The sequence below is a fragment of the Rathayibacter sp. Leaf296 genome (genome assembly GCF_001423045.1).
Classification (GTDB): Bacteria; Actinomycetota; Actinomycetes; order Actinomycetales; family Microbacteriaceae; genus Rathayibacter; species Rathayibacter caricis.
Window position 1 is genome coordinate 1,224,304 of the sequence record NZ_LMNR01000001.1, and the last position, 23,553, is coordinate 1,247,856.

The window sequence follows — 23,553 nt, forward strand, 5'->3', positions numbered from 1 at the left end:
GGCAGTCCCTACCCGGGCGCGCTCGATCCGCGCCCTCGCAGTGGGGCGGCGAGCCGCTGGCGAGTGCTCCGCCACCATCGCCTAGGGTGGTCCGCGATGTATCCCCGAGTAACCGCCGTCCTCGTCGCGCGCAACGGCGCCGCGTATCTGGAACGCACCCTCGCGGCGCTCCGAGCCCAGACCCGGCAGCCCGACGCCACCGTCTTCGTGGACGGGGGATCGAAGGACACCACGGGTGAGCTGCTCGCCGCCTGGGGTCCCTCGCAGCTGGTGCAGGTCGCCGAGAACCTCCCCTTCGGCCAGGCCGTGGCTCGCGCCGTCCGCGTGATGCAGCCTCCGGCGGGGGAGGACGAGTGGCTCTGGCTCCTCGCGCAGGACTCGGCACCCGAGCCCGGCGCGCTGGCCGCCCTCCTCGGCGCGGTCGAGGTCGCACCGTCCGTGGCGGTCGCGGGCCCGAAGGTCATGGACTGGACGCGATCGGGCTACATCCGCAGCTACGGCGAGTCGATCACCAACTACGGCACCACGGTCCACCTCGTCGAGGACGAGCTCGACCAGGGCCAGCACGACGCCAACCCCGACGTGCTCTCGGTCGCCGCGGGCGGCATGCTCGTGCGCCACAGCCTCTGGGAGGAGCTCGGCGGCTTCGATCCGGGGCTCCCGGTCGTCGACGACGCCCTCGACTTCTCGATCCGCACCCGCCTCGCCGGGCACCGCGTCAGCCGGGTGCCGGACGCGCGGGTCACCACCGCCCGCATCGGCCTGCAGCGCCCCGACGGCCGCCGGATCGACGGAGGCGAGCGCCGCCGGGCGCGCCAGCACCGCACCGCCCAGCTGCACCGCCGCCTGGCCTACGCGCCCGTGGCGCTCCTGGTCCTCCACTGGCTCTCCCTCGTGCCGCTCGCCGTCGGCCGGGCGGTCGTCCGGCTGCTGCGCAAGCAGCCGGGGCTCGTCGGGGGCGAGCTGCTCGCGGCCGTCGTCGTGGCGTTCGGCGGCACCAAGGTGCTCCGCGCCCGCAGGATCCTCCGCTCCTCGAAGAACGTCGGCTGGAAGTCGATCGCGCCGCTCCGCATCCCGCTCGACACCGTGCGGCAGCTGCGCTCCGTGCGGCACGACGCCGTGCGGGTGCAGGCCGGTCGCGACCGCCACCCGCTGCACTTCTTCCAGAGCGGAGGAGTGTGGGTCGTCCTCGTCGCGGCGCTCGCGGGCCTGATCGTCTACACCCCGCTGATCGCGGCTCCGGCCCTCAGCGGCGGCGGTCTGCTGACCCTGTCGCCGACGGTCGGCGAGCTGTGGCGCAACGCGGCGTACGGCTGGCGCGACCTCGGCTCGGGCTTCATCGGAGCGGCGGACCCCTTCGCCGGCGTCCTCGCCGTCCTCGGCTCGCTGACCTTCTGGTCGCCCAGCTACGCGATGGTGCTGCTGTACCTGACGGCGTTCCCGCTGGCTGCGATGGGCGCCTGGCTGATGATCGCCCGGATCACCCCGCGGCCCCTCGCGCGGGCGTTCGGCGCACTCGTCTGGATCCTCGCTCCCGCGTTCGCCGCTGCGCAGTCCGACGGGCGCCCCGGCCCGATCCTCGTGCACGTGCTGCTGCCCTGGCTCTTCTTCGCGGGCTTCGGCGCCTACCGCTCGTGGTCGGCGTCCGCCACCGCGTCGCTCCTGGCCGCGGCGGTGGTGGCGTGCGCGCCGATCCTGTCCCTGCCGCTCCTGGCGATCTGGATCGTGATCCTCGCGACCTCCGGTCGGCGCGTCGGGCGCTTCGCCGGTCTGCCGATCCCGGCGGCCGCCCTGCTGTTCCCGCTCGTCGTTGCCCACGCACCCCGCGGGGACTGGCTCGCGATCCTCGCCGACCCCGGAGTCCCGCTCCCGTCGGCACGCGCCGCCCTGTTCTCCCTGCTCGCGGGCGTGCCGTCGGCGCTGACCGCCGGCTGGATCGACCTCCTGTCGCACATCGGGATCACCGAGGCCGCCGCGCCGCTGGCGACGGCCGTGCTGGTGCTGCCGTTGATCGTGGCGGCGCTCGCCTCCCTGCTCCTGCCGAACAACCTGTCCGCCCTGGGCGGGGTGGGCGTCGCCTCCGCCGGACTGCTGACCGCCTCCCTCGCGCAGGGGATCCAGGTCGCGACGGCGGGCTCCGAGCCGGTGGCCGTGTGGAGCGGATCGCCCCTCAGCCTGTACTGGCTCGGTCTGGTCATCGGCTTCTCGCTCTCGCTCGGCGCCCTGCCGTCCTTCCGCCTGGCGCCCGCGCTCGTGGTCACGGTCGCCGCCGCACTCGCGGTCGGCCCGTTCGCCCTCGCCTTCCCTCAGGGGACCTCGTCCATCGCGAGCACCTCCGATCGCTCGCTGCCGGCCTACGTGGCCGCCGAGGCGCAGAACGACCCGCGGGTGGGCACCGTGGTGCTGGTGCCGCAGGCCGACGGCGGGATCCTCGCCCGTCTCGAGCGCGGCGCCGGAGCGACGCTCGACCTGCAGTCGACGCTCGCCGCGACGGGGGCCGAGAGCACCGACGAGATCGACGAGCTCGCGGGCAACCTCGTGTCGCGCACCGGCTACGACGTGGCGTCGGCGCTCGACGAGCTCGGTGTCCGGTTCGTGGTCCTCACGGAGGCGAGCAGCGAGGACGCGGGCGACGCGGCCTCGGCCGTCCGTGCCCGCGCCGCGGTCTCGCTCGACGGCAACGCCGCGTTCTCAGCCGTCGGCGACACCCGCTACGGCCTGCTCTGGAGCGCCGTCGATCCCGAGGGAGGCCGCGCCCAGGCCGCCCCGCAGGACGTCGTCGGTCCGTTCGGCATCGCCTACACCGCCGGCCTCCTGCTGATCCTCCTCGTCGCGCTCCTCCTGGCGGTCCCCACCGGGCTCTCGCTCGAGCGCGGCCGTTCCGGCGCGCCGGTGGCCGGGATCGACGACGAACCGGGCGAGGCCACCGGCCAGTTCGACGACGGGACCGACGATGTCTGACCCCCGCGACCAGGAGACGAGCATGCCCGCCACCCCGCCCTCGGGCCGCTCCTCCCGCGCCGACCGTCGGAGCGCCCGCGCGGGTTCGAACCGCCGGCCCGGAGCCGCGACCACCGGCTCCGTCGCGACGGCGGCGCCGGCACCGCCCCGCGATCGCCGCGCCTCCGCCGCCCGCCGCCGCCGCAGCGCCCTGCGCACCGCGGCCGGCGTCGCCGGAGTCGTCCTCGCCGCGACCGCGGTCGTCCTGCCCCAGCTGCTCCCGCTGCCCGACGCGACGCGAGCCGCGGACGGCGTGGTCGTGACACCCGTGGCCGCCGACAGCACCCTCGTCTGCGGCGGCGATCTGCTCGACGCGACGCAGCCGGAGGAGCTCCGAGCGTTCGAGGGCTCCGGCACCTCGGTGTGGCCCGACGACGTCGTCCAGAGCTCGACGGCCCTCGACGAGCCCGATCTGGCGGCGCCCGGCAGCGGAGTCACGGGTCTCCTCGTCCCCGCGGAGTCCGATCCGGTTCCCGGCGGAGCGACCACCCAGTCGATCGCGAACGAGACGGTGTCGGGCCTGAGCGCGCTCGGCTGCGCAGAGCCCTCGGCTGACAGCTGGATCGTCGGCGGATCGACCGACATCGGCTCCACCTCGGTGCTCGTGCTCGCGAACGCGAGCGAGGTCGCGGCCACCGTCGATCTGGCGCTCTACGGCGAGAACGGCCCCCTCGAGGCCACGGGCGCGTCCGGGATCGTCGTTCCGGCCGGAACGGTCCGCGCCCTGCCCCTGGCCGGTCTCGCTCCCGACGTCGTGCAGCCCGTGGTGCGGATGACCGCGCGCGGCGGGGAGATCGCGGCCAGCCTGCAGAGCACCGCCATCTCGGGACTGACCCCTGTCGGCATCGAGACGACGGCGCCCTCCGCGTCGCCGTCGACGCTGACCGTCATCTCGGGCTACCGCATCGCCTCGCCTCCCGCCGAGACGTCGAGCGACGACGGCAGCGGGGGAGCGGGCAGCCCCGTCCTGCGCATCCTCGCGCCCGGCGAGGCGGACAGCACCGTGTCGATCGAGGTGGCGAACGAGGACCCGAGTGGAGCGGGCACATCGACGCAGGTCGTGGTGCCCGCGGGCCGGGTCGGCGAGGTGCCGCTGTCCGGACTCGCCGAGGGGTCCTACCGCATCACCCTGAACTCGGACGAGCCCGTCGTCGCCGCGGGGCGCACCACCTCGACCGGCACGGCCGGCACCGATTACGCCTGGTTCGCCTCCGGCACCTCGGTCTCGACGCCGTTCGGAGTCGCGAGCACCGGCGAGCCCGGCGCGCGCCTCCACCTCGCGAACGCGAGCGACACGACCGCTTCGGTCGTGCTGGACGCGGCGTCGGGCTCGCGCACGGTCGAGATCGGGCCCTACTCCTCCGTCACCGTCGATCAGGGCATCGACCAGCTCGTCGTCTCGAGCGATCAGCCCGTGCAGGCGTCGGTGTCGATCGCGAGCGACGGGAGGATCGCGGCCTACCCGATCGTGCCGCCCGGTCCGCTCTCGTCGCCGATCACGGTGTACTCGCACTAGAGCGGCCGAGTCCGCTCGGAGGTGCCGGGAGCAGGCCCTAGAGGTGGCGGAAGCGGTCCGGGGAGATGTCCCACGGATCACGGCCGAGCAGCTCCGCCACGGCGCGGAACACGTAGCTCTCGATGAGCAGCCGCTGGTGCTGGTCGTCGCGCCGGTGCAGCTTGGCCAGGCGCTCGATCGGCACGCGGTAGAGCGTGATGCGGCGCTCGGAGTGGTCGACGCGCCACCGGGCGATCCCGGTGGCCGCCAGGCGTGCCGGATCGACGTCGGGGGTGGCCGCGACGTCGACGCGGATGCCCGCGAGCTCGTCCGGCCACGCACCGCGGAGGTAGTCGATCGCGGAGCCGACCGTCAGCTCGAAGAAGTCCGTGCGGGTCTGCAGGAGGGGCAGGTGGGGCCCGGTGACCGGGCCGCGGATGCCGCGCCCGTGCCTGTCGCGGGATCCGCCCCGGGCCGATGCCGCCTGACGGGCGGTGGAACGACGAGCACGGGGCATGCCTCCAGCCTATTGCTACTGTGGGCGCGATGAACGGACGGCAGTGCTCGCGGACGGGCTGCAGCGCCCCGGCCGTCGTCACGCTGACCTACGACTACGCCGACTCCCTCGTCGCGGTCGGCCCGCTCAGCCCCGCACCCGATCCGCACGGCTACGACCTGTGCGAGGAGCACGACCGGCGGCTCTCGGTGCCCGTCGGCTGGAGCGTGATCCGCTACCGCGAGCCGTCGATCGAGGGCTGATCCGTGCGCGGCGGGAAGCCCCGGGGCCCCGCCGACAGCACGGGAGCCAGCCGCTCGAGGCGGTCGGCCGCCAGACGCAGGGCGCGCTCCTCGCGGGCGCGGCGCAGGGCGGCGACCGCCAGCAGGAAGTCCTCGGCCGGCGCCGCGGGCACCGGCGACACGAAGGCAGACGCCTCGTGGGCGAGGGAGGCGGCCAGCCGGGAGCGGGACGGCTCGGTCATGCCGCCGCGCTGCCGGAGGAACTGGGCGAGACGCCGCGCGAGGGCGTCGGGCAGACGGGCGACGTCGGCGGTCGCCGCCCAACCGAGGAGCGGAGCCGGGACCTCGGCCTGCAGCGGAGCCGCCGCGGGCACGCGCTCGAGCCGGCTGTGGGTGCCGGCGAGGACGTCGCCGAGGCGGCGGGAGCGGCGCGAGAGCAGCCCGACGACCGCGGCGAGACCGCCCGCCGTCATCACGATCTCGAGCACGGCGGTCAGGCCGCGCACGAGGGCGTGGCGGAACGAGATCGCACCACCGTCGTCGCGGACGACCCGGGCGCCGACGGCGAGCTTGCCGAGCGAGCGTCCGCGCGTGGCCGTCTCGACGACGACGGGGACGAGGACGAGGGAGGTCACGAGGGCGGCGACGCCGACCGCCGCGGTGGCCGACGCGTCGAGCCCGCCGTCGCCGGCGAGGACCGAGACCAGGTAGAAGAGCAGGAGCGCGAGCAGGAGCTCGGCGATCAGATCGATGATCGCGCCGCACGCGCGCAGGACGAAGCTCGTGACGGGCACCTCGAGGGCGATCGCCTCGCCGGTGACCAGGCCGTCGTCGTCGTCCGCCCGATCGGTGCCCATGGCTATCATCTAAACAGATGGACATCGACGCTCTCTCGACCGCTCGCGCGGAGCACTGGCGCCGCCTGGACGAGCTCTCGCGCAAGCGTCGGCTGACCGGCGACGAGGCGGACGAGCTCGTGGAGCGGTACCAGTCCGCCTCCGCCGATCTCGCCGCGATAGCCTCGACGGCCGGCTCGACCGCCGCGGGCGCCCGGCTCGCGGTCTCGCTGTCGCGGGCGCGCGGTCGGCTCACCGGGACGGGCGAGGACCCGCTGGCGGCGGTCGCGCGCTTCGCGGTCGTGACGCTCCCCGCGGCCCTGCACCGACTCCGCTGGCTGACCCTCGCGGTCGCGCTGGCCACGGCGCTGATCGCGACCCTGTTCGCGGTGTGGATCCTCGGCGACCCACGACTGCTGGCGTCGCTCGGCGACGACGAGCAGCTGCGGCGCTTCGCCGAGAACGACTTCGTCGACTACTACTCCGAGAACCCCGCCGCGTCCTTCGCCGGCCAGGTCTGGACGAACAACGCGTGGATCGCGGCGCAGTGCGTGGCCTTCGGGATCGTCGGCGTCTACGTGCCGTACATCATCCTGCAGAACGCGCAGAACCTGGGCACCTCCGTCGCCGTCATGTTCCACTACGGCGAGGGCGACACCTTCTTCCTCTACATCGCCCCGCACGGTCAGCTCGAGCTGACCGCGGTGTTCGTCGCCGCGGCGGCGGGACTGCGGATCTTCTGGGCCTGGATCGCGCCGGGAGCGCGCGCCCGCGGGCAGGCACTGGCCGAGGACGCGCGGAGCCTGTTCACCGTCGCGATCGGGCTGGTCTTCGTGCTGTTCGTCGCCGGGGTCATCGAGGGCTTCGTGACGCCGGCCCCGTGGCCGTGGTTCGTCAAGATCGGGATCGGCTCGGCGGCGCTGCTCGCCTTCCTCGCGTACATGATCGTGCTCGGCGGTCGTGCGGCGCGCGCGGGCGAGACCGGCGACCTCGACCGCGAGGCCGGCGGCTCCCGGAGCATCGCCGACGCCTGACGCGGGCTCAGAGCCGCCCGGCCGCCTTGAGCGCGAGGTAGCGGTCGGCGAGCGCCGGGGGCAGCTTCTCCGGAGTGCCGAGCACGACGTCGCCGCCGAGCCGACGGACGGCGGCGGAGAGGCGGTCCGCGTCGCTCAGCGAGCGCTCGGCCGCCGCGGCGGTGTACACGGCCGCGCGGTCGCTCCGATCGGCCGCCATCTCGACGAGCTCGGGATCCACGGCGCACGCCACGACGACCGTGTGGGTGCGCGTGAGCTGGGGGAGGACCGCGAGCAGGCCCTCGGACGCCCCGACCGAGTCGAGCGCGGTCAGGAGGACGACGAGCGAGCGCTGCGAGACCAGGGCGCGCACCTGCGCGGGCACGGCCGACCAGTCGGTCTCGATCAGGTGCGGCTGCACCGGTGCCAGCGCGTCGACGACGCGGCCGAGCACCTCGCTGCCGGTGGCGCCGTGGACCCGGGCCCGACGGGTGCGGTCGAACGCGAGCACGTCGATCCGGTCGCCGGCGCCGGCCGCCAGAGCCGACAGGAGCAGGGCCGCCTCGATCGCGGTGTCGAGCCGCGGCTCGTCCGCGATGCGGGCCGCGGAGGTGCGCCCGGTGTCGAGGACGACGACCACCCGGCGGTCCCGCTCCGGGCGCCAGGTCCGCACGACGGGCTCGCGGCGGCGGGCCGTGGCCCTCCAGTCGAGGGAGCGGACGTCGTCGCCGCGGACGTACTCGCGGAGGCTGTCGAACTCGGTGCCCTGCCCGCGGATCATCACGCTCGTGCGGCCCTCGAGCTCGCGCAGCCGGGCGAGGCGCGAGGGGAGGTGCCGGCGCGACCGGAACGGGGGGAGCACCCGTACCGTCGCGGGGGCGGAGCGCGTCGCCTGCCGCCCGGCGAGGCCCAGGACCCCGTTCGAGCGGACGGTGACGTGCAGCGCCCGGCGCTCGCCGCGCCTGCGGGGCTCGAGCACCGTCGTGACCGCGCGGCGCTCGCCCGGGGGCAGCCGGAGGGCGGTGCGGGTGCGCAGCGCCCCCGCGGACGGCTCCCAGGCGTCGCGGACGACGCCCCTGATGCGTCGACGGCCGGTGTTCGTGATCAGCAGCTCCGCTTCGACGCGCTCACCGAGGCGGACCCGGTCCGGGACGCTCCGCTCCAGGACGATCGCCCGCGGCGACCCCGCGACGAGGAGGTCGATGCCGACCAGGACGCACCAGGCGAGCAGCCAGAGCGCGAGCACGGCGGTGGCGGCCTGCGCGCTCCCGCCGAGCAGGACGACGGGCACGAGGCCGACGAGGAGGACGAGGACGGAGCGTCCGGTGAGGTGCACGGGTCAGACCGGGACCCGGACCTGCTGCAGGATGCCGCCGAGGACGGCCTCGGTGCGCACGCCCTCGAGCTCGGCCTCCGGCTGCAGCTGGATCCGGTGGCGCAGGACCGGCAGGACCATCGCCTGCACGTGGTCCGGGGTGATGGATCCGTAGCCGTTCAGCCAGGCCCAGGCGCGCGAGGCCGCCAGGAGAGCGGTCGAGCCGCGCGGGCTCACGCCGAGCTTCACGCTCGGGCTCTCCCGCGTGGCGCGGGCGATGTCGACGATGTAGCCCAGCACATCGGGGCCCGCCCCGACGCGACGGACCGACTCCTGAGCGGCGCGCAGGCGGCCCGCGTCGAGCACCGGGTGCACGCCGGCCGCGGCCAGGTCGCGCGGGTCGAACCCGACAGCATGGCGGGAGAGGACCTCGACCTCCACCTCGCGCGGCGGGATCTCGAGGACGAGCTTGAGCAGGAAGCGGTCGAGCTGCGCCTCGGGCAGCGCGTAGGTGCCCTCGTACTCGACCGGGTTCTGGGTGGCGGCGACGAGGAACGGGTCGGGCAGCGCGAGGGTCCGCCCGTCGACGCTGACCTGGCGCTCCTCCATCGCCTCGAGCAGTGCGGCCTGGGTCTTCGGAGGCGTGCGGTTGATCTCGTCGGCGAGCAGGAGGTTCGTGAAGACCGGGCCCTCGCGGAACGCGAATCCGGAGGTCGAGGCGTCGTAGACCAGCGAGCCGGTGATGTCACCGGGCATGAGGTCGGGGGTGAACTGCACGCGCCGCGTGTCGAGCCCGAGCGACAGCGACAGGGCGCGCACGAGCAGCGTCTTCGCGACTCCGGGGACGCCTTCGAGCAACACGTGGCCGCCCGCGAGCAGGGCGATGAGCAGGCCCGAGACCGCGCCGTCCTGACCGACGACGGCGCGGCCGACCTCGGTGCGGACGCGGTCGAGCTCGCCGCGCAGCGCGTCGTCGGCGATCGGCGGGAGGGTGGAGTCGGTCATCGGAGAGGGCCTTCCTGTCGTCGGGCGGGGTGCGGAGTCGGAGCGAGGGCGGCGCGCACGGCGCTCTCGAGACGGAGGAGGTCGTCGGAGGCGCTGACGAGCGCGCGGTCGTCCGCGGGCGCGTCGTCGACGAGCAGGCGGCGCAGGGCGACCGGGTCCAGGCCGAGCAGGTCGGCGGCTCCCGTCACGATCTCGTCGACCCCGGCGGAGGCGGACAGGCCGAGCATCGAGGCGAGCCGCCGCAGCGTGCCGATGCGGAGCGCGTCGAGGGCACGCAGCCGCGTCCCTCCGCGGGCGTACAGGCGCGCGCGCCCGCGAGCGGTCTCGCTGGCGTGCACGACGACGGGCAGCGGCTCGACGGCGAGGGGGCCGAAGCGCCGACCGCGCCACACCGCCGCGGCGACGCCCACGCCGAGGAGCAGGAGGATCGCGGGCGTGACCCACCCCGGGGCGAGATCGGCGGGATCGACGGCCGCTTCTCCGCGGAGGTCGTCGAGGCTCGCGCGGTACCAGACGAGCCGGTCGCGGGCCCCGAGGAGGTTCAGGGCGAGAGAGGCCCGGCCGCCCTCGTCGACGGTGCTGTTGCGGAGGAGGGCCGCGTCGCCGACGACCGTGACGTCCGCTCCTCCGGGGCTCGTGCCCGAGACCAGGGCGTACGCGTCGTCGCCGGAGGGGAAGCAGCCGATCGCTCCGCCGTCGAGGAGGCGGTAGGTCTGGCCGCCCGAGGGGATGCTCTCGGCGCGCACGGCGGCGGGCAGGCTGCAGTCCGCGTCGAGGTCGCCGCCGTCGAGGGGCGCCCCTGCGAAGGCGGCGCCGGGCAGGAGCGCCTCGAGGGCGTCGCCGGTCGGCTGCACCAGGACGATCGCGGCGGAGGCGTCCTCGAGGTCCGTGTACTGGTCGGTGTCGAGGACGGCGTCGGAGTCGTCGACGAGAACGATCGTTCCCGGGCCGGCCGCGGCGATCGCGTCCTCGAGCATGTCTGCCCGGACCACGTCCACGCCCTGCTCGCGGAGCACCTGCGCCACGGCGCGCGCACCGTCCGGAGCGGCGCTGTCGGGATCGAGGTCCGGCGCGAGGGACGGTGCTCCCGTCGCGACGGTGAGCAGGAGCGTCCCGACGGCGACGAGGGCGAGGAGCACGGCCCAGAGGCGTCCTCGGCGCAGCAGCGCGCCGAGGGTGGGCGTCGACACCGTGTCGGTCGCGCTCACCGGCGGTCCGCCGTGCTCGAGAGCGCGTCGAGGGGAGCGGCCTCGCGGGCGAGCGAGTCGTCGAGCGCCCGGATGCGCGCGTAGTCGTCTGCCCCGCCCGGACGGTCGAGGTACCGCACGCCGTCGAAGTCGTCCGCGGCGCGCCGCAGGGGCCCCGCGGACGCGGGGAACACGGACTGGGCGCGTCGGGCGAAGCTGTGCGCCGTCGTGCCCGGCGAGGCGCGCACGAGCGTCCGCTCGTCGAGGGCGCGGACGAGGGCCCGGAAGCGCTCGATCACCGCCTCGTCCCAGTCGCCGCGGGCGGCCGCCGCCTCGGCCAGCGCGCGGAGCTCGTCGGCCGAGCGGCCGTCGTCCTCCGCGAGGACCGAGCCGCGCACGGAGCTGCGGCGCCGCAGGCTCGGTCGCCCGGCGATCAGCAGGGCGGTGACCACGAGCGCCAGGATCACGAGCACGCCGATCACCGCCGCGATCGGAACGGCCGGCCCGTCGGTCGGGACGCTGAGCGACGTGAACCAGTCGCGGATCGCCTGGACGGCGCGGTCGAACCAGCTCGGCTCCGCCGCACGGTAGCGCGGATCGGCCAGCTCCTCGAGCAGGAGGCGGCGGGCCTCGCGGGCGTCGGGGTCGAGCGGAGCCGCGGCCAGGACGGCGCGGATCACCTCGGCGCCCGCTCCGGGGACGGGAAGGGGTCCGGGCTGGGGAGCCCGGCGGCGCGGTCCTCGACGTGCCGCATCAGCACGAGGTCGAAGCCTTCCCGTCGCATCCGGCGGTCGAGGTACGCGAGCCCGGTGACCGCGGCCTGCAGCACCGTGCCGACCGCTCCGATCACCAGTCCCACGGCGAGGGAGAGCAGCGTGACGACCAGGGACGCGGCGATCTGCGCGTTCGGATCGGTCGGGGCGATCAGTGCGCCGCCGATCGGCACCAGCAGGCTGAGCGGAGTGGCGACGACCTGGCCCGCGACCTGCACGATGAGGAGCATCAGCGCCAGTGCGCCGAGCGTCCGCCAGAATCCGCCGGTCACGAGCCGCCACGACCGCGCGACCGCCCGACGCAGCGGGAGGCGCTCGACGACGATGAGGCTGGGCACGAGGGCGAGCTTCGTGCCGAGCCAGACGCCGAGAGCGGTCGCCGCCGCCCCGGCGAAGAGCAGCACGAGGACCCCGCCGACGATCGCGCCGGCCCCCGCGTCCTGGGCGCCGACGACGAACAGGGGCACCGCCACGGCGACCGCGACCAGGACGAGCAGCATCAGCCCGACGCCCTGGAGGACCGTCCAGCCGACCAGCGCCCAGAAGCGGCCCCGGAGGCGCCCCAGCAGCTGCTTCAGGGTGGGACGCTCGCCCAGCACGGCGCGCGACACCTCGAGCACCACGACCCCCTGGACGAGGGCTCCCGTGGCGAGCGAGACGCCGAGCGGGATGAGCGCGGCCAGGATCACGATCGCGACGGCCCCGGCGCCGACGGCGTCCCGATCGGCGACGTCCGCCTGGTCGATCCGTCCGATGGCGAGGAGGGCGACGACTCCGTAGATCACCAGGGCCAGCACGGAGCCGACGCCCTGGAGGAGGAGGGCGACGCCGAGAGTGGTGCGCGGGCTGCGGCGCAGCACCTGGAAGGGGGCGCCGAGGAGGGTGCCGAAGCCGAGCGGGCGCAGGGGGACGAGCCCGGGTCGCGGCGGCGGGGTCCAGCCCGCCGGAGCACCCGTCGGCTGCCAGGGACTCGACGGCGTCCACGCCGCCGGCGCGACCGGAGCGGGAGGGATCGGCGCGCCCGCCGGCGGGCCCGGAGCGTCCTGCACGGAGGCCGGGTCGGAGGGCTCCGCGGGCGGTGGCCAGTGAGCTGCGTCGGTCATCCCTCCCATGCTGTCACAGGCCTGTCGACGGCTCCCGCCCAGCGTCCGGCCGAAGCCCGGGCGGACTCGGTTAGCCTGGAGCACATCCGCGGGTGCCCAGGGGGGTGAGCGCGAGAAGAGGACGAGGAAGACAGGCTGATGAGCGCGCGCATTCTGGTGGTCGACGACGATGCGGCCCTGGCCGAGATGATCGGCATCGTGCTGCGGGCGGAGGACTACGACGTCTCCTTCTGCGCCGACGGCTCCGGCGCCCTGGAGGCGTTCCGCCGGTCCCGTCCCGACCTCCTCCTGCTCGACCTGATGCTCCCGGGCATGGACGGCATCGAGGTCTGCCGGGCGGTCCGCGCCGAGTCCGGCGTGCCGATCATCATGCTCACCGCCAAGTCCGACACCTCGGACGTGGTGCAGGGCCTCGAGTCCGGGGCGGACGACTACATGGTGAAGCCCTTCGACCCGAAGGAGCTCGTCGCGCGGATCAAGACCCGTCTTCGGCCCGCGCAGGTCGCGGCGAACGCGGTGCTCCAGGTGGGGGACCTGAGCCTGGACGTCGCCGGTCACGAGGTGCGCCGCGGCGACACCCGCATCGGCCTGACCCCGCTCGAGTTCGACCTCCTGCTCGCGCTGGCCTCCAAGCCCCAGCAGGTCTTCACCCGCGAGATGCTGCTCGAGCAGGTGTGGGGGTACCACTACAAGGCCGACACCCGCCTCGTGAACGTGCACGTGCAGCGCCTGCGCGCGAAGGTCGAGAAGGATCCGGACGACCCCCGGATCGTGATGACCGTGCGCGGCGTCGGCTACCGCGCCGGCGCCGTCCTGCCGGCCTGACCGTGTCCCTCGCGCGCCGCTTCCCGGTCTCCGGCGTCCGCCGGTGGCCCCGCCGCGTGCTGCGCGCCTGGAGGCGCTCGCTGCAGTTCCGCGCGGTGGCGATCACGGTGCTGCTCAGCGGAGTGGCGATCGGCTCGACCGGCGCGTACCTGTCGTACAGCATCAGCGACAACCTCTTCCAGTCGCGGCTGACGCAGGTCACGGGGGACACCTCCCGCGCCACCCGCGCCGCGCAGGGCTACCTGGACGCCTCGACCGTGTCCTCGCGCCAGGACATGGAGGAGGTCATGAACTCGGTCCGCACCGCCATCCGGGACGCCTCCTCGTCCGCGCTCTTCGCGATCGTGCGCTCTCCCGATCAGGAGCCGTCCTCGCTCGCTCCTCAGGACATCTACAACCGGCAGCTGCAGGACGGTGTCATCAGCCCCGACCTCCGCGAGCGGGTGCAGGCGGGCTCCGAGGGGCAGTACTGGCAGTCCGTGACGCTCGACGCGGACGGCCAGGAGCAGCCGGGGATCCTGGTCGGCTCGACCCTCGAGCTGCCCAGCTCCGCGGGGCGGTACGAGCTCTACATCGGCTACTCGCTCGCCGACGCCGAGCGCACCCTGCAGTTCGTGCAGCAGGTGCTGAACATCGCCGGCCTCCTCCTGATCCTCCTGATCGGGGCCGTGAGCTACGTCGTCGTCCGCCTCGTGGTCGCTCCCGTGCGCGTCGCTGCGCTGACGAGCCAGCGGCTCGCCGCCGGCGACAGGGACGTGCGCATCCCGGAGAAGGGCGAGGACGTGATCGCGACGCTCGCCCGCTCCTTCAACGGCATGGCCGACAGCCTGCAGGAGCAGATCAGCGAGCTCGCGACGCTGAGCCGCGTCCAGCAGCGGTTCGTCTCGGACGTCTCCCACGAGCTGCGCACGCCGCTCACGACGATGAAGCTCGCCGGCGACGTCCTCTACGACCAGCGCGAGGGCTTCCCTCCGGTCGCCGAGCGCACGGTCGAGCTGCTGCACGGCCAGATCGCCCGCTTCGAGAGCCTGCTCGCCGACCTCCTCGAGATCTCGCGGCACGACGCCGGATCCGCCGAGCTCGAGCTCGAGCCGGTGAACCTGGTGCGCCTGGCGAGCGAGGAGATCGACGGCATGCGCGGGATCGCCGAGGCGAACGGCTCCGTGCTGACCCTGTCCGCGCCCGGCGGCTACTTCGACGCCGACATGGACGCGCGCCGCATCCGCCGCATCGTCCGCAACCTCCTCGGCAACGCGATCGAGCACGGCGACGGCCGCGAGATCGTCGTCACCGTCGACAGCAACGCCACGGCGGTCGCCCTGGCGGTCCGCGACTACGGTCACGGGATGAGCTCGGAGGAGGTCGTGCGGGTCTTCGACCGGTTCTGGCGCGCGGACCCCTCCCGCAAGCGCACGCTGGGAGGGACGGGGCTGGGCATGTCCATCGCCCAGGAGGACACAGCCCTGCACCACGGCTGGCTGCAGGTCTGGTCCATGCCCGACCGCGGAGCGTGCTTCCGCCTGACCATTCCGCGCCGGCGCGGCGAGCGGATCGATTCCTCGCCGCTGCCCCTCCCGCCCGTGGACGCGGGGGAGCAGGCCTTCACCGGTCCGATCGTGATGCCCCCGCTGCCCGAGGCCGTGCCGTGAGCCGGCGGAGCCTCCGGACGCTCGCCGGGGCCGCGGCACTGCTGCTCGCGCTCGTCGGCTGCGCGGGCATCCCGCGCGACGGCGACGTGGGCGTCGGGCGACCGGACGCCGCGCCGCAGGACCTCCAGTACGACTTCCTGCCCTCGGGGCCGGCGATGGGCGCCTCGCAGCGGGAGATCCTCACCGGCTTCATCGACGCCGCGTCGAGCCCGCAGAGCAACTACAAGATCGCCCGGGAGTTCCTCTCCTCGGGGGCCGACTGGACCCCGAGCGAGCACGTCACGGTGGACGAGGGCCAGCGCTCGCCCGCGCAGCAGTCGGTGTCGACGCTGACGCTGTCGATCACGCCGGTCGCCGAGGTCGATGCGACGGGCGTCTACACCGAGGTCTCGTCGACGACGGCGCTGAGCCTCGACTACGGGTTCGTCCAGGAGGACGGGGAGTGGCGCATCAGCGCGCCGCCCAGCGGCGTCGTCATCGACCGCACCACCTTCGAGCAGGTCTTCTCGACCCATGCGCTGTACTACTTCGATCCGTCCTACACGTACCTCGTGCCGGACCTCCGGTGGTTCGCGTCGCGCGCCGACAGCTCGACGAGCACCACGATCGTCACCGAGCTCCTGCGCGGTCCCACGCCCTGGCTGAGCGACTCCGGAGCCGTCGCCTCGGCGTTCCCGACCGGCACGGCGCTCGCCGCCGAGACCGTCCCGGTCGAGTCGCAGCAGGCCGTGGTCGATCTGAACTCCGCCGCCCTCGAGGCCGACGAGCGCCAGTGGCGCCTCATGCGCCTCCAGCTCAGCCGCAGCCTCGCCTCGGTCTCGAACGTGACCGGTGTGACCCTGTCCGTCGAGCAGAACCCGATCGAGGTGCCGGTCGAGGTGAGCGGACTGCCGATCAGCCCTCGCGTCGACACCCGCCCGCTGGTCCTCACGGACGAGGCGTTCGGCTTCCTCGGCTCTGCCAGCCTGGCCGAGACGGCGGTGTCGGACCGGGTGCGCGCGCTCTCGCCGCGAGCCGTCGCCCTCGGCGAGCAGCGGGGCGCCGACTCCGAGGCCGCCGCCGCGGTGCTCTCGGCCGCAGGGGTCTCGCTCGTCGCCCCGGATCAGGCCGACGTCCTCCTGGACGCCCGCGCCGGGCTGACCGCGCCGGCCATCGATCCCTTCGGCTACGTCTGGTCGGTGCCGTCGGCGGCGCCGAACCAGCTCGTCGCGTACTCGCCCGACGGCACGGAGTCGTTCCAGATCGCGACGGCGTGGTCCGAGATCGAGACGATCGCCTCGCTCTCGGTCTCGCGGGACGGCACCCGGATGCTCGCCCTGGTGCAGGACGGGGAGCAGGCGTCCGTCCTCGTGGCCGGGATCTCGCGGTCCGGCGGCGGCGATCCGGTGGCCGTCGGCGAGCCCGTCGTCCTCGCCTCGACCCTCGGCACCGCGGTGACGGCGGGCTGGACCGACGAGCTCGACGTGGTCTCGGTCGTCCGCGGCTCGACGGGCGAGGACGTCGTCACCCTCCACCAGCTCGGCGGAGGAGCGACACCCCTCGGGACGACGAGCGGGGCGACGCAGATCGCGGCCGGCAACGCGACCACGCAGATCCGGATCCTCGCCGAGGGCGGGGAGCTGCGCCAGCAGCGCGGGTCGGCGTGGCAGACGATCGCGACGGACGTCCGGCTCCTCGCGACCCAGACCGGCATGGGGTCCTGAGGCTCCTCCCCAGGACGATCCGCGACCGACCCCGGCACTCGGCGCGTCCTGTCGGTCCGGTGCCGGCCAAGCTCGGCGCATGCTCCGCGACTCCCTCCTCGACGCCCTGGCGGTCCTGCTCCCGGTCGACTGCCCCGCCTGCGGCCGCCCGGTCGTGCGCGTCCCGTGCGACGACTGCGCCGAAGCTCTCGTCGCCCTCCCGACGCCCCCGGTACGCCTTCTGGGGCCGCCGGGGCACCCGCTCGTCGTGACCTCCGGCGCGCCGTACACCGGGGTCGCGCGCCGCCTGGTGGTCGCCCTGAAGGAGGAGGGTCGGAGCGACGCCGCCGGAGCGCTCGCCGCCCGGCTGCGCCCGGCCCTCGCGCACGCGCTCGACGGCCGCACCGCGACGCTCGTCGCCCCTCCGGGGTCGCACGGCCGCCGGATGAGGCGCGGGTACGATCCCGTCGACCTCCTCGTCCGCGGGTGCGGCGGGAGGGTCGCGCGTCCGATCACGCGCACGCGTCGCTCCGTGGACCAGGTGGGTCTCGACCGGCGCGAGCGCAGCGGCAACCTCGACGGCGCGTTCGCGGCGCGCCGCCGCCTCGACGGGCTCGAGGCGGTCCTCGTCGACGACGTGGTCACGTCGGGCGCGACGCTGCTCGAGCTCCGGCGCGCCGTCGAGGCGGCGGGCGGAACAGTACGCGGCGCCGTCGCCCTGGCCGCCACCGGGCTGCGGTCGGTCGCCGGATCGTCGGGGGACTCCCGGGAACTCCGCACGCGTCTTCCGATGAACGTCCGGTGACACTTCGGTGACCGGGGACTACGGTGGGCTCCACGGCGTGAACGGTCCGCCCGGAGAAAGGCGGCACGCCGTACTCGACTGGGAGGTTGTCATGGACATCGACATCACAGGACGCAACTTGGGCATCACCGATCGCTTCCGCGCGTACGCGACGGAGAAGTCGGAGAAGGTGGCCCACCTCGCCGACCGGGCGCTCGCGCTCGAGATCAGGGCGAGCCGCCACAGCGAGTCCAAGGGGGCGAGCGGTGGCGACCGCGTCGAGCTCACCTTGATCGGCAAGGGGCCCGTGGTGCGGGCCGAGGCCGACGGAGCGGACAAGTACGCGGCGTTCGACGTGGCCCTCGGGCGACTCCTCGAACGCGTGAGACGAGCCAAGGACCGCAAGAAGGTCCATCGGGGCCAGCACCGGCCCACGTCGCTGCGCGACGCGGCGGCCGCGGACTTCAGCGGAGTCGGCATCCAGCCGGCCGACGCCGCCGTCCTGCAGGCCGTCAGCACCGGGGTGATCCCGGTGCAGACCGCCCCCGCCGAGGCGGTGGACGACGTCGAGGAGGAGCCGTACTGCCCCGTCGTCATCCGCAAGAAGGTCTTCGCCTCCGTCTCGATGAGCGTCGACGACGCCGTCGACTACATGGAGCTCGTCGGACACGACTTCTACCTGTTCATCGACGCCGACTCCGGACGCCCGAGCGTGGTCTACCGCCGGAAGGGCTGGGACTACGGAGTGATCTCCCTCGGCGACGAGGCCGACGAGCTCGCGGAGCAGGCCGCGGTCTAGGGCGTGTTCAACACGCCCTAGGTCCTCGCGATCGTCCGACGGGCCCCGGTGCGCACAGCGCCGGGGCCCGTCCTCGTGCGCGGACCCGTGCGTCCGCCGAGGGCGGACGCGTCGGACGGTCCGCGCTCAGCGGTCCGCGACTAGGCTGGTCGCGGTCCGCGCTCTGGCGCCGGGCGCCTGCCTTCTACGTTTTGGAGTACCCCGTGGCCTCAGTTCTCGAAAAGGTCCTTCGCGTCGGGGAGGGGCGGATCCTCCGCCGCCTCGAGAACTACGCGAAAGCCGTCAACGCCCTCGAAGAGGACTTCACGCACCTCAGCGACGAGGAGCTGAAGAACGAGACCGTCGAGCTGCGTGAGCGCTACTCGAACGGCGAATCGCTCGACGACCTGCTCCCGGAGGCGTTCGCCGCCGTCCGCGAGGCGTCCCGCCGCACCCTCGGCCTCCGCCACTTCGACGTGCAGCTGATGGGCGGTGCGGGCCTGCACCTCGGCAACATCGCCGAGATGAAGACCGGCGAGGGCAAGACCCTCGTGGCCACCCTCCCGGCCTACCTCAACGCCATCGCCAGCCGCGGCGTTCACATCGTCACGGTCAACGACTTCCTCGCGTCCTACCAGTCGGAGCTCATGGGCCGCGTGTTCCGCGCGCTCGGCATGACGACCGGCGTGATCCTCTCGGGTCAGACCCCGGAGCAGCGCCGCGAGCAGTACGCGGCCGACATCACCTACGGCACGAACAACGAGTTCGGCTTCGACTACCTGCGCGACAACATGGCGTGGCAGGCCCAGGACATGGTGCAGCGCGGCCACTTCTTCGCGATCGTCGACGAGGTCGACTCGATCCTCATCGACGAGGCGCGCACGCCGCTGATCATCTCCGGCCCGGCATCGGGCGAGGCGAACCGCTGGTTCTCGGAGTTCGCGGGGCTGGCCAAGCGCCTCGTCGAGGGCGAGGACTACGAGGTCGACGAGAAGAAGCGCACCGTGGGCGTCCTCGAGCCCGGCATCGAGAAGGTCGAGGACTACCTCGGCATCGACAACCTGTACGAGTCCGCGAACACCCCGCTGATCTCGTTCCTGAACAACTCGATCAAGGCCCGCGCCCTGTTCAAGAAGGACAAGGACTACGTCGTGCTCAACGGCGAGGTCATGATCGTCGACGAGCACACCGGCCGCATCCTCGCCGGGCGCCGCTACAACGAGGGCATCCACCAGGCGATCGAGGCGAAGGAGGGCGTGCAGGTCAAGGCCGAGAACCAGACGCTCGCTACCGTCACGCTGCAGAACTACTTCCGCCTCTACTCCAAGCTCTCCGGCATGACCGGAACCGCCGAGACCGAGGCGTCGGAGTTCATGGCGACCTACAAGCTCGGCGTCGTCCCGATCCCGACGAACCGCAAGATGCAGCGCATCGACAACCCCGACCTCGTCTACAAGAACGAGCAGGTGAAGTTCGCGCAGGTCGTCGAGGACATCGCCGAGCGCCACGAGAAGGGCCAGCCCGTCCTCGTCGGCACGACGAGCGTCGAGAAGAGCGAGTACCTCTCGCGCCTGCTCGCCAAGAAGGGCGTCCGGCACGAGGTGCTGAACGCGAAGAACCACGCGCGGGAGGCGGCCATCGTCGCCCAGGCCGGCCGCCTCGGTGCCGTCACCGTCGCGACGAACATGGCCGGTCGAGGCACCGACGTGATGCTCGGCGGCAACGCCGAGTTCCTCGCCGTCGCCGAGATGACCGCCAAGGGCCTCAGCCCCGTCGACACCCCGGACGAGTACGAGGCCGCCTGGGACGACGTCTTCAAGGGCGTCAAGTCGAAGGTCGCCGAGGAGGCCGAGAAGGTCCAGGCCGCCGGCGGTCTCTACGTGCTCGGCACCGAGCGCCACGAGTCCCGCCGCATCGACAACCAGCTCCGCGGCCGCTCGGGACGTCAGGGCGACCCCGGCGAGAGCCGCTTCTACCTGTCGCTGACCGACGACCTGATGCGCCTGTTCAACTCGGGCGCCGCCGAGGCCCTCATGGGCCGCGGCAACGTGCCGGATGACATCGCGATCGAGTCGAAGGTCGTCTCGCGGGCGATCCGCAGCGCGCAGTCGCAGGTCGAGGCGCGCAACGCCGAGATCCGCAAGAACGTCCTCAAGTACGACGACGTCCTGAACCGCCAGCGCGAGGCGATCTACTCCGACCGCCGCCACATCCTCGAGGGCGACGACCTCCACGAGCGCACTCAGAAGTTCCTCGTCGACGTGATCGACGAGATCCTCGACGTGCACACCGGCCAGGGGAACGGCGACGACTGGGACTTCGACGCCCTCTGGACCGAGCTCAAGACGCTCTACCCGATCAGCCTCACGATCGACGAGGTCGTGCAGGAGGCGGGCAGCCGCGGCCGCATCAACAAGGAGTTCATGCGCCGCGAGATCCTCTCGGACGCGAAGCTCGCCTACCAGCGCCGCGAGGACCAGCTCGGCTCGCCCGCGATGCGCGAGCTCGAGCGCCGCGTCGTGCTGTCCGTCATCGATCGCCGCTGGCGCGACCACCTCTACGAGATGGACTACCTGAAGGACGGCATCGGCCTGCGCGCCATGGCGCAGCGCGATCCGCTGGTCGAGTACCAGCGCGAGGGCTTCGCCCTGTTCCAGCAGATGATGGGGCAGATCCGCGAGGAGACCGTCGGCTTCCTGTTCAACCTCGAGGTCGAGGTCACGCAGAAGCAGGGCGAGGTCGCCGGAGTCGCCGCCAAGGGTCTCGCGCAGCCCGTCGCCCCGGTCGAGAAGCTCAGCTACTCGGCTCCGAGCGACTCGGGCGGGGTCGAGGTCCGGAATCAGCGCGGCCAGGTGCAGCAGGCGGCCACCGCCAAGGCCCGCGCCGCCGAGGCCCGCGCGGCGCTGCCCGAGGGCGAGGAGGAGGACGCCTCCACCACCGGCGCCTTCGGCCAGCAGACGCCGAGCGAGGACGACACCCCCGCCAACCGCCAGGAGCGCCGCGCGCAGTCCAAGCGCCGCTGACGCCCGTTCCGCAGGCCCCGTCTCCCGCTCCGGCGGGGGCGGGGCCTGCGGCGTTCCCGGCCGCGGAGCCGGGGCTCGCGGGTCCCGCCCGCGCCGCGGCGCCGGTCACAGCACGTTCACGGCGGTGGCGCGCCACCGCGCGTCCATGCCTTCCAGGCGGATCGCGACGGCGCGGGTGCGCACGCGGTTGTGCACGAGGACGACCGCTTCGACGACTCCGTCGCGCGGCTCCGACATCACGACCCGGCCGACGGTGAACGGGATCCGGTGCGCCGGCCGCTTCTGCAGGCTCCTGGCGCGGGAAGCGAGCACGACGCGCTTCTGCAGATGCCGGTAGACGTCGTCGGTCAGCCAGCGGGCGATCTGGTCGATCTCACGGGAGCCCGCGAGGATCTCGACGACCAGCAGCGTGAGCCGCGAGAGGATCGGCTCCGGATCCGGCAGCTCCGCTCGCGTCGCGGGCTGAGCAGCGAAGAACGCGACTGCCGGCCGTCCCGCGGCGCCGGCCTCGAGAGGAAGGGAGCGGTAGTCGAAGGAGTGCGAGGGGCGGCTCATGCGGAGTGCTCCAGTGGCTGAACGAGCGATCCATGGGTCGGGTCACCTTTCTGCTCGGGCGGGTTCGGGTCGCGCTCAGGGTCAGACGCGGGGGACGACCCATCGAAGCAGTCGAGGCATGCTCACCATCGTCCTGGTCGCGCCACTGTGGATAAGCAGGCGCGCAACGCGGCTTGTGAGGTGATCCCGAGGCCGCGGCTCACCCGTTCGGGAGGGCCCCGAACGACCGCTTAGGCTGGTCGTCGTGTCGACCCTCAGTGATCTCGTCCTCGCCCACGGCCGCTCCACAGACGCGGACGTCGAATGGCTGCACCTGCTGGTCGGCGACCTTCAGCTGCTCGCGGATCTGGCGTTCGCCGACATCGTCCTGTGGGTGCCGACCGCCGACGACAGCTTCGTCGCGGTCGCCCACGCGCGGCCCTCCAGCGCGGCGACCCTCTTCTACCGCGACTTCGTCGGTCAGCGCATCAAGTCGGAGTGGCGGGCGCAGGTCGTCGAGGCGTTCGAGACCGCCCGCATCGTCGACACCTCCGCCCCGGACTGGTTCGAGGAGACCCCCACGCGCGTCCGCGCCGTGCCCGTCATCCGCCGCCTGGGCGCCTCGAATCCCGAGACCACCGATCGCCCGATCGCGGTGCTCACCCGGCACACCAACCTCAGCGAGACGCGCACGCCCAGCCGTCAGGAGCTGACGTTCAACGACTGCGCGAACGACCTGTTCTCGATGATCGCCTCGGGCGACTTCCCCGACCTCGGCGCCCCCACCGGACCGCGGCGCGGTGCTCCGCGCGCGTCCGACGGCCTCATCCGGCTCGACGTCGACGGCGTGACCACCTTCGCGAGCCCCAACGCGCTCTCGGCGTTCAACCGCATCGGCTTCGCCGACGAGCTCGAGGGGGAGTCGCTCGCCGAAGTCACGACGAGCCTCATCCAGGGCAAGCTCGTCATCGACGAGTCGCTGCCGCTCGTCGTCACCGGGCGGGCGCCCTGGCGCACCGACATCGAGGCGCGTGGAGTGACGGTGTCGCTGCGCGCGATCCCGATCCGCGATCGGGGCGAGCGGGTCGGCGCGGTCGTCCTCTGCCGCGACGTCACGGAGCTGCGGCACCAGGAGCGCGAGCTCATCACCAAGGACGCGACGATCCGCGAGATCCACCACCGGGTGAAGAACAACCTGCAGACCGTCGCCTCCCTGCTGCGCATCCAGGCCCGCCGCACGCACTCGGACCTCGCCCGCGAGGCGCTCACCCAGGCGATGCGCCGAGTGGCGGCGATCGCGGTCGTGCACGACACCCTCTCGGAGGGCCTCAACCAGGACGTCGACTTCGACGCCGTCTTCGACCGCGTGCTGATGCTGATCGCGGAGGTGGCGTCGACGCACAACACCACGGTGCACCCCAAGCTCAGTGGCAGCTTCGGCAACCTGCCCAGCGAGTACGCGACTCCGCTCGCCCTGGCGCTGACCGAGCTGGTCACGAACGCGGTCGAGCACGGGCTGGCCGGCCGCGAGGGCGATGTCGAGATCGTCGCCACGCGCAGCGAGGACGTGCTGACGGTCAAGGTGCGCGACACCGGAGTCGGCCTGCCCGAGGGCAAGGTGGGCTCGGGGCTCGGCACCCAGATCGTGCGCACGCTCATCCAGGGCGAGCTCGGCGGCACCATCGACTGGCACACGCTCGTCGGGCGCGGCACCGAGGTGACCATCGAGATGCCGCTGCGCTGGCTCGCCCGCCCGCGCGACTGACTCCGGGAACAGGACGACCCCCGTCGCCGGAAGGCGAGCGGGGGTCGG

19 protein-coding genes are annotated in these 23,553 nt (G+C 73.5%); 11 read left to right on the plus strand and 8 right to left on the minus strand.

The window, feature by feature from the left end:
- Positions 1–96 precede the first annotated feature (96 nt).
- Positions 97–2,961 (plus strand): glycosyltransferase family 2 protein, encoded by a 2,865-nt coding sequence (locus ASF46_RS05685; RefSeq protein ID WP_056866727.1) that lies wholly within the window; start codon positions 97–99, stop codon positions 2,959–2,961.
- Positions 2,962–2,983: 22 nt separating this feature from the next.
- Positions 2,984–4,516, plus strand: coding sequence for a DUF5719 family protein (locus tag ASF46_RS05690; protein WP_056866728.1), 1,533 nt, complete (start codon positions 2,984–2,986; stop codon positions 4,514–4,516).
- A gap of 37 nt (positions 4,517–4,553) precedes the next feature.
- Here the strand turns inward: ASF46_RS05690 and ASF46_RS05695 are convergent, their stop codons facing one another.
- Positions 4,554–5,012, minus strand: a complete 459-nt coding sequence (locus ASF46_RS05695; protein ID WP_056866729.1) for a metallopeptidase family protein — start codon at positions 5,010–5,012, stop codon at positions 4,554–4,556.
- 29 nt (positions 5,013–5,041) lie between these two features.
- Between ASF46_RS05695 and ASF46_RS05700 the strand changes: the two genes are divergently transcribed.
- Complete coding sequence (locus ASF46_RS05700) at positions 5,042–5,254, plus strand: DUF3499 family protein (protein WP_056867465.1); 213 nt, start codon at positions 5,042–5,044, stop codon at positions 5,252–5,254.
- Here ASF46_RS05700 and ASF46_RS05705 read toward each other — a convergent pair.
- Positions 5,227–6,090, minus strand: a complete 864-nt coding sequence (locus ASF46_RS05705) for an RDD family protein (protein ID WP_200919666.1) — start codon at positions 6,088–6,090, stop codon at positions 5,227–5,229. The genes ASF46_RS05700 and ASF46_RS05705 overlap by 28 nt on opposite strands.
- A gap of 17 nt (positions 6,091–6,107) precedes the next feature.
- Between ASF46_RS05705 and ASF46_RS05710 the strand changes: the two genes are divergently transcribed.
- Positions 6,108–7,103, plus strand: coding sequence for a stage II sporulation protein M (locus ASF46_RS05710; RefSeq protein WP_056866731.1), 996 nt, complete (start codon positions 6,108–6,110; stop codon positions 7,101–7,103).
- 7 nt (positions 7,104–7,110) lie between these two features.
- Here the strand turns inward: ASF46_RS05710 and ASF46_RS05715 are convergent, their stop codons facing one another.
- The 5 genes from ASF46_RS05715 to ASF46_RS05735 are packed head-to-tail and all read right to left on the minus strand — an operon-like array spanning position 7,111 to position 12,465.
- On the minus strand, positions 7,111–8,418 hold the full coding sequence (locus ASF46_RS05715; RefSeq protein ID WP_056866732.1) for a DUF58 domain-containing protein: 1,308 nt from the start codon (positions 8,416–8,418) through the stop codon (positions 7,111–7,113).
- Positions 8,419–8,421: 3 nt separating this feature from the next.
- Positions 8,422–9,402, minus strand: a complete 981-nt coding sequence (locus ASF46_RS05720) for an AAA family ATPase (protein ID WP_056866733.1) — start codon at positions 9,400–9,402, stop codon at positions 8,422–8,424.
- Positions 9,399–10,610: a DUF4350 domain-containing protein gene (locus ASF46_RS05725; protein WP_056866734.1), complete on the minus strand. Its 1,212-nt coding sequence runs from the start codon at positions 10,608–10,610 to the stop codon at positions 9,399–9,401. Before ASF46_RS05725 ends, ASF46_RS05720 begins: the two co-directional genes overlap by 4 nt.
- Positions 10,607–11,269 carry a DUF4129 domain-containing protein gene (locus ASF46_RS05730; RefSeq protein ID WP_056866735.1) on the minus strand — a complete coding sequence of 221 codons (663 nt, stop codon included), beginning with the start codon at positions 11,267–11,269 and terminating at the stop codon, positions 10,607–10,609. Before ASF46_RS05730 ends, ASF46_RS05725 begins: the two co-directional genes overlap by 4 nt.
- Entirely contained in the window at positions 11,266–12,465 is a 1,200-nt protein-coding gene (locus tag ASF46_RS05735; protein ID WP_082485270.1) for a hypothetical protein, read from the minus strand. The genes ASF46_RS05730 and ASF46_RS05735 overlap by 4 nt, the downstream gene beginning before the upstream one ends.
- Positions 12,466–12,603: 138 nt before the next feature.
- Here ASF46_RS05735 and mtrA point away from each other — a divergent pair, with 138 nt between their 5' ends.
- The 6 genes from mtrA (at position 12,604) to secA (ending at position 21,206) form a co-directional block, all read left to right on the plus strand.
- A complete protein-coding gene (gene mtrA, locus ASF46_RS05740) occupies positions 12,604–13,290 on the plus strand; it encodes an MtrAB system response regulator MtrA (protein WP_055788207.1) in 687 nt (228 codons plus the stop codon).
- A 2-nt stretch (positions 13,291–13,292) separates the two neighbouring features.
- Positions 13,293–14,939, plus strand: coding sequence for an MtrAB system histidine kinase MtrB (gene mtrB / locus ASF46_RS05745; RefSeq protein ID WP_056866736.1), 1,647 nt, complete (start codon positions 13,293–13,295; stop codon positions 14,937–14,939).
- Positions 14,936–16,642, plus strand: a complete 1,707-nt coding sequence (locus ASF46_RS05750) for an LpqB family beta-propeller domain-containing protein (protein ID WP_056866737.1) — start codon at positions 14,936–14,938, stop codon at positions 16,640–16,642. Before mtrB ends, ASF46_RS05750 begins: the two co-directional genes overlap by 4 nt.
- 79 nt (positions 16,643–16,721) lie before the next feature.
- Positions 16,722–17,426, plus strand: a complete 705-nt coding sequence (locus tag ASF46_RS05755) for a ComF family protein (protein WP_056866738.1) — start codon at positions 16,722–16,724, stop codon at positions 17,424–17,426.
- A gap of 91 nt (positions 17,427–17,517) precedes the next feature.
- Entirely contained in the window at positions 17,518–18,204 is a 687-nt protein-coding gene (gene hpf, locus ASF46_RS05760; protein WP_056866739.1) for a ribosome hibernation-promoting factor, HPF/YfiA family, read from the plus strand.
- Positions 18,205–18,407: 203 nt separating this feature from the next.
- Complete coding sequence (gene secA / locus ASF46_RS05765) at positions 18,408–21,206, plus strand: preprotein translocase subunit SecA (protein ID WP_056866740.1); 2,799 nt, start codon at positions 18,408–18,410, stop codon at positions 21,204–21,206.
- A 105-nt stretch (positions 21,207–21,311) separates the two neighbouring features.
- Here secA and ASF46_RS05770 read toward each other — a convergent pair whose 3' ends face one another.
- The gene (locus ASF46_RS05770) at positions 21,312–21,761 is read right to left on the minus strand and encodes an Rv3235 family protein (protein WP_235576860.1); all 450 of its coding nucleotides are present in this window, start codon (positions 21,759–21,761) and stop codon (positions 21,312–21,314) included.
- 244 nt (positions 21,762–22,005) lie between these two features.
- On the opposite strand from ASF46_RS05770, the gene ASF46_RS05775 reads away from it, so the two are divergent.
- Positions 22,006–23,505, plus strand: coding sequence for a sensor histidine kinase (locus ASF46_RS05775; protein ID WP_056866741.1), 1,500 nt, complete (start codon positions 22,006–22,008; stop codon positions 23,503–23,505).
- Positions 23,506–23,553 lie beyond the last annotated feature (48 nt).

Excerpts from the sequence above, each read along its gene's own strand:
- ASF46_RS05685 (WP_056866727.1), top strand. The coding sequence starts at position 97 with ATGTATCCCCGAGTAACCGCCGTCCTCGTCGCGCGCAACGGCGCCGCG.
- ASF46_RS05690 (WP_056866728.1), top strand. The coding sequence starts at position 2,984 with ATGCCCGCCACCCCGCCCTCGGGCCGCTCCTCCCGCGCCGACCGTCGG.
- ASF46_RS05695 (WP_056866729.1), bottom strand. The coding sequence starts at position 5,012 with ATGCCCCGTGCTCGTCGTTCCACCGCCCGTCAGGCGGCATCGGCCCGG.
- ASF46_RS05700 (WP_056867465.1), top strand. The coding sequence starts at position 5,042 with ATGAACGGACGGCAGTGCTCGCGGACGGGCTGCAGCGCCCCGGCCGTC.
- ASF46_RS05705 (WP_200919666.1), bottom strand. The coding sequence starts at position 6,090 with ATGGGCACCGATCGGGCGGACGACGACGACGGCCTGGTCACCGGCGAG.
- ASF46_RS05710 (WP_056866731.1), top strand. The coding sequence starts at position 6,108 with ATGGACATCGACGCTCTCTCGACCGCTCGCGCGGAGCACTGGCGCCGC.
- ASF46_RS05720 (WP_056866733.1), bottom strand. The coding sequence starts at position 9,402 with ATGACCGACTCCACCCTCCCGCCGATCGCCGACGACGCGCTGCGCGGC.
- ASF46_RS05735 (WP_082485270.1), bottom strand. The coding sequence starts at position 12,465 with ATGACCGACGCAGCTCACTGGCCACCGCCCGCGGAGCCCTCCGACCCG.
- mtrA (WP_055788207.1), top strand. The coding sequence starts at position 12,604 with ATGAGCGCGCGCATTCTGGTGGTCGACGACGATGCGGCCCTGGCCGAG.
- ASF46_RS05755 (WP_056866738.1), top strand. The coding sequence starts at position 16,722 with ATGCTCCGCGACTCCCTCCTCGACGCCCTGGCGGTCCTGCTCCCGGTC.
- hpf (WP_056866739.1), top strand. The coding sequence starts at position 17,518 with ATGGACATCGACATCACAGGACGCAACTTGGGCATCACCGATCGCTTC.
- ASF46_RS05770 (WP_235576860.1), bottom strand. The coding sequence starts at position 21,761 with ATGAGCCGCCCCTCGCACTCCTTCGACTACCGCTCCCTTCCTCTCGAG.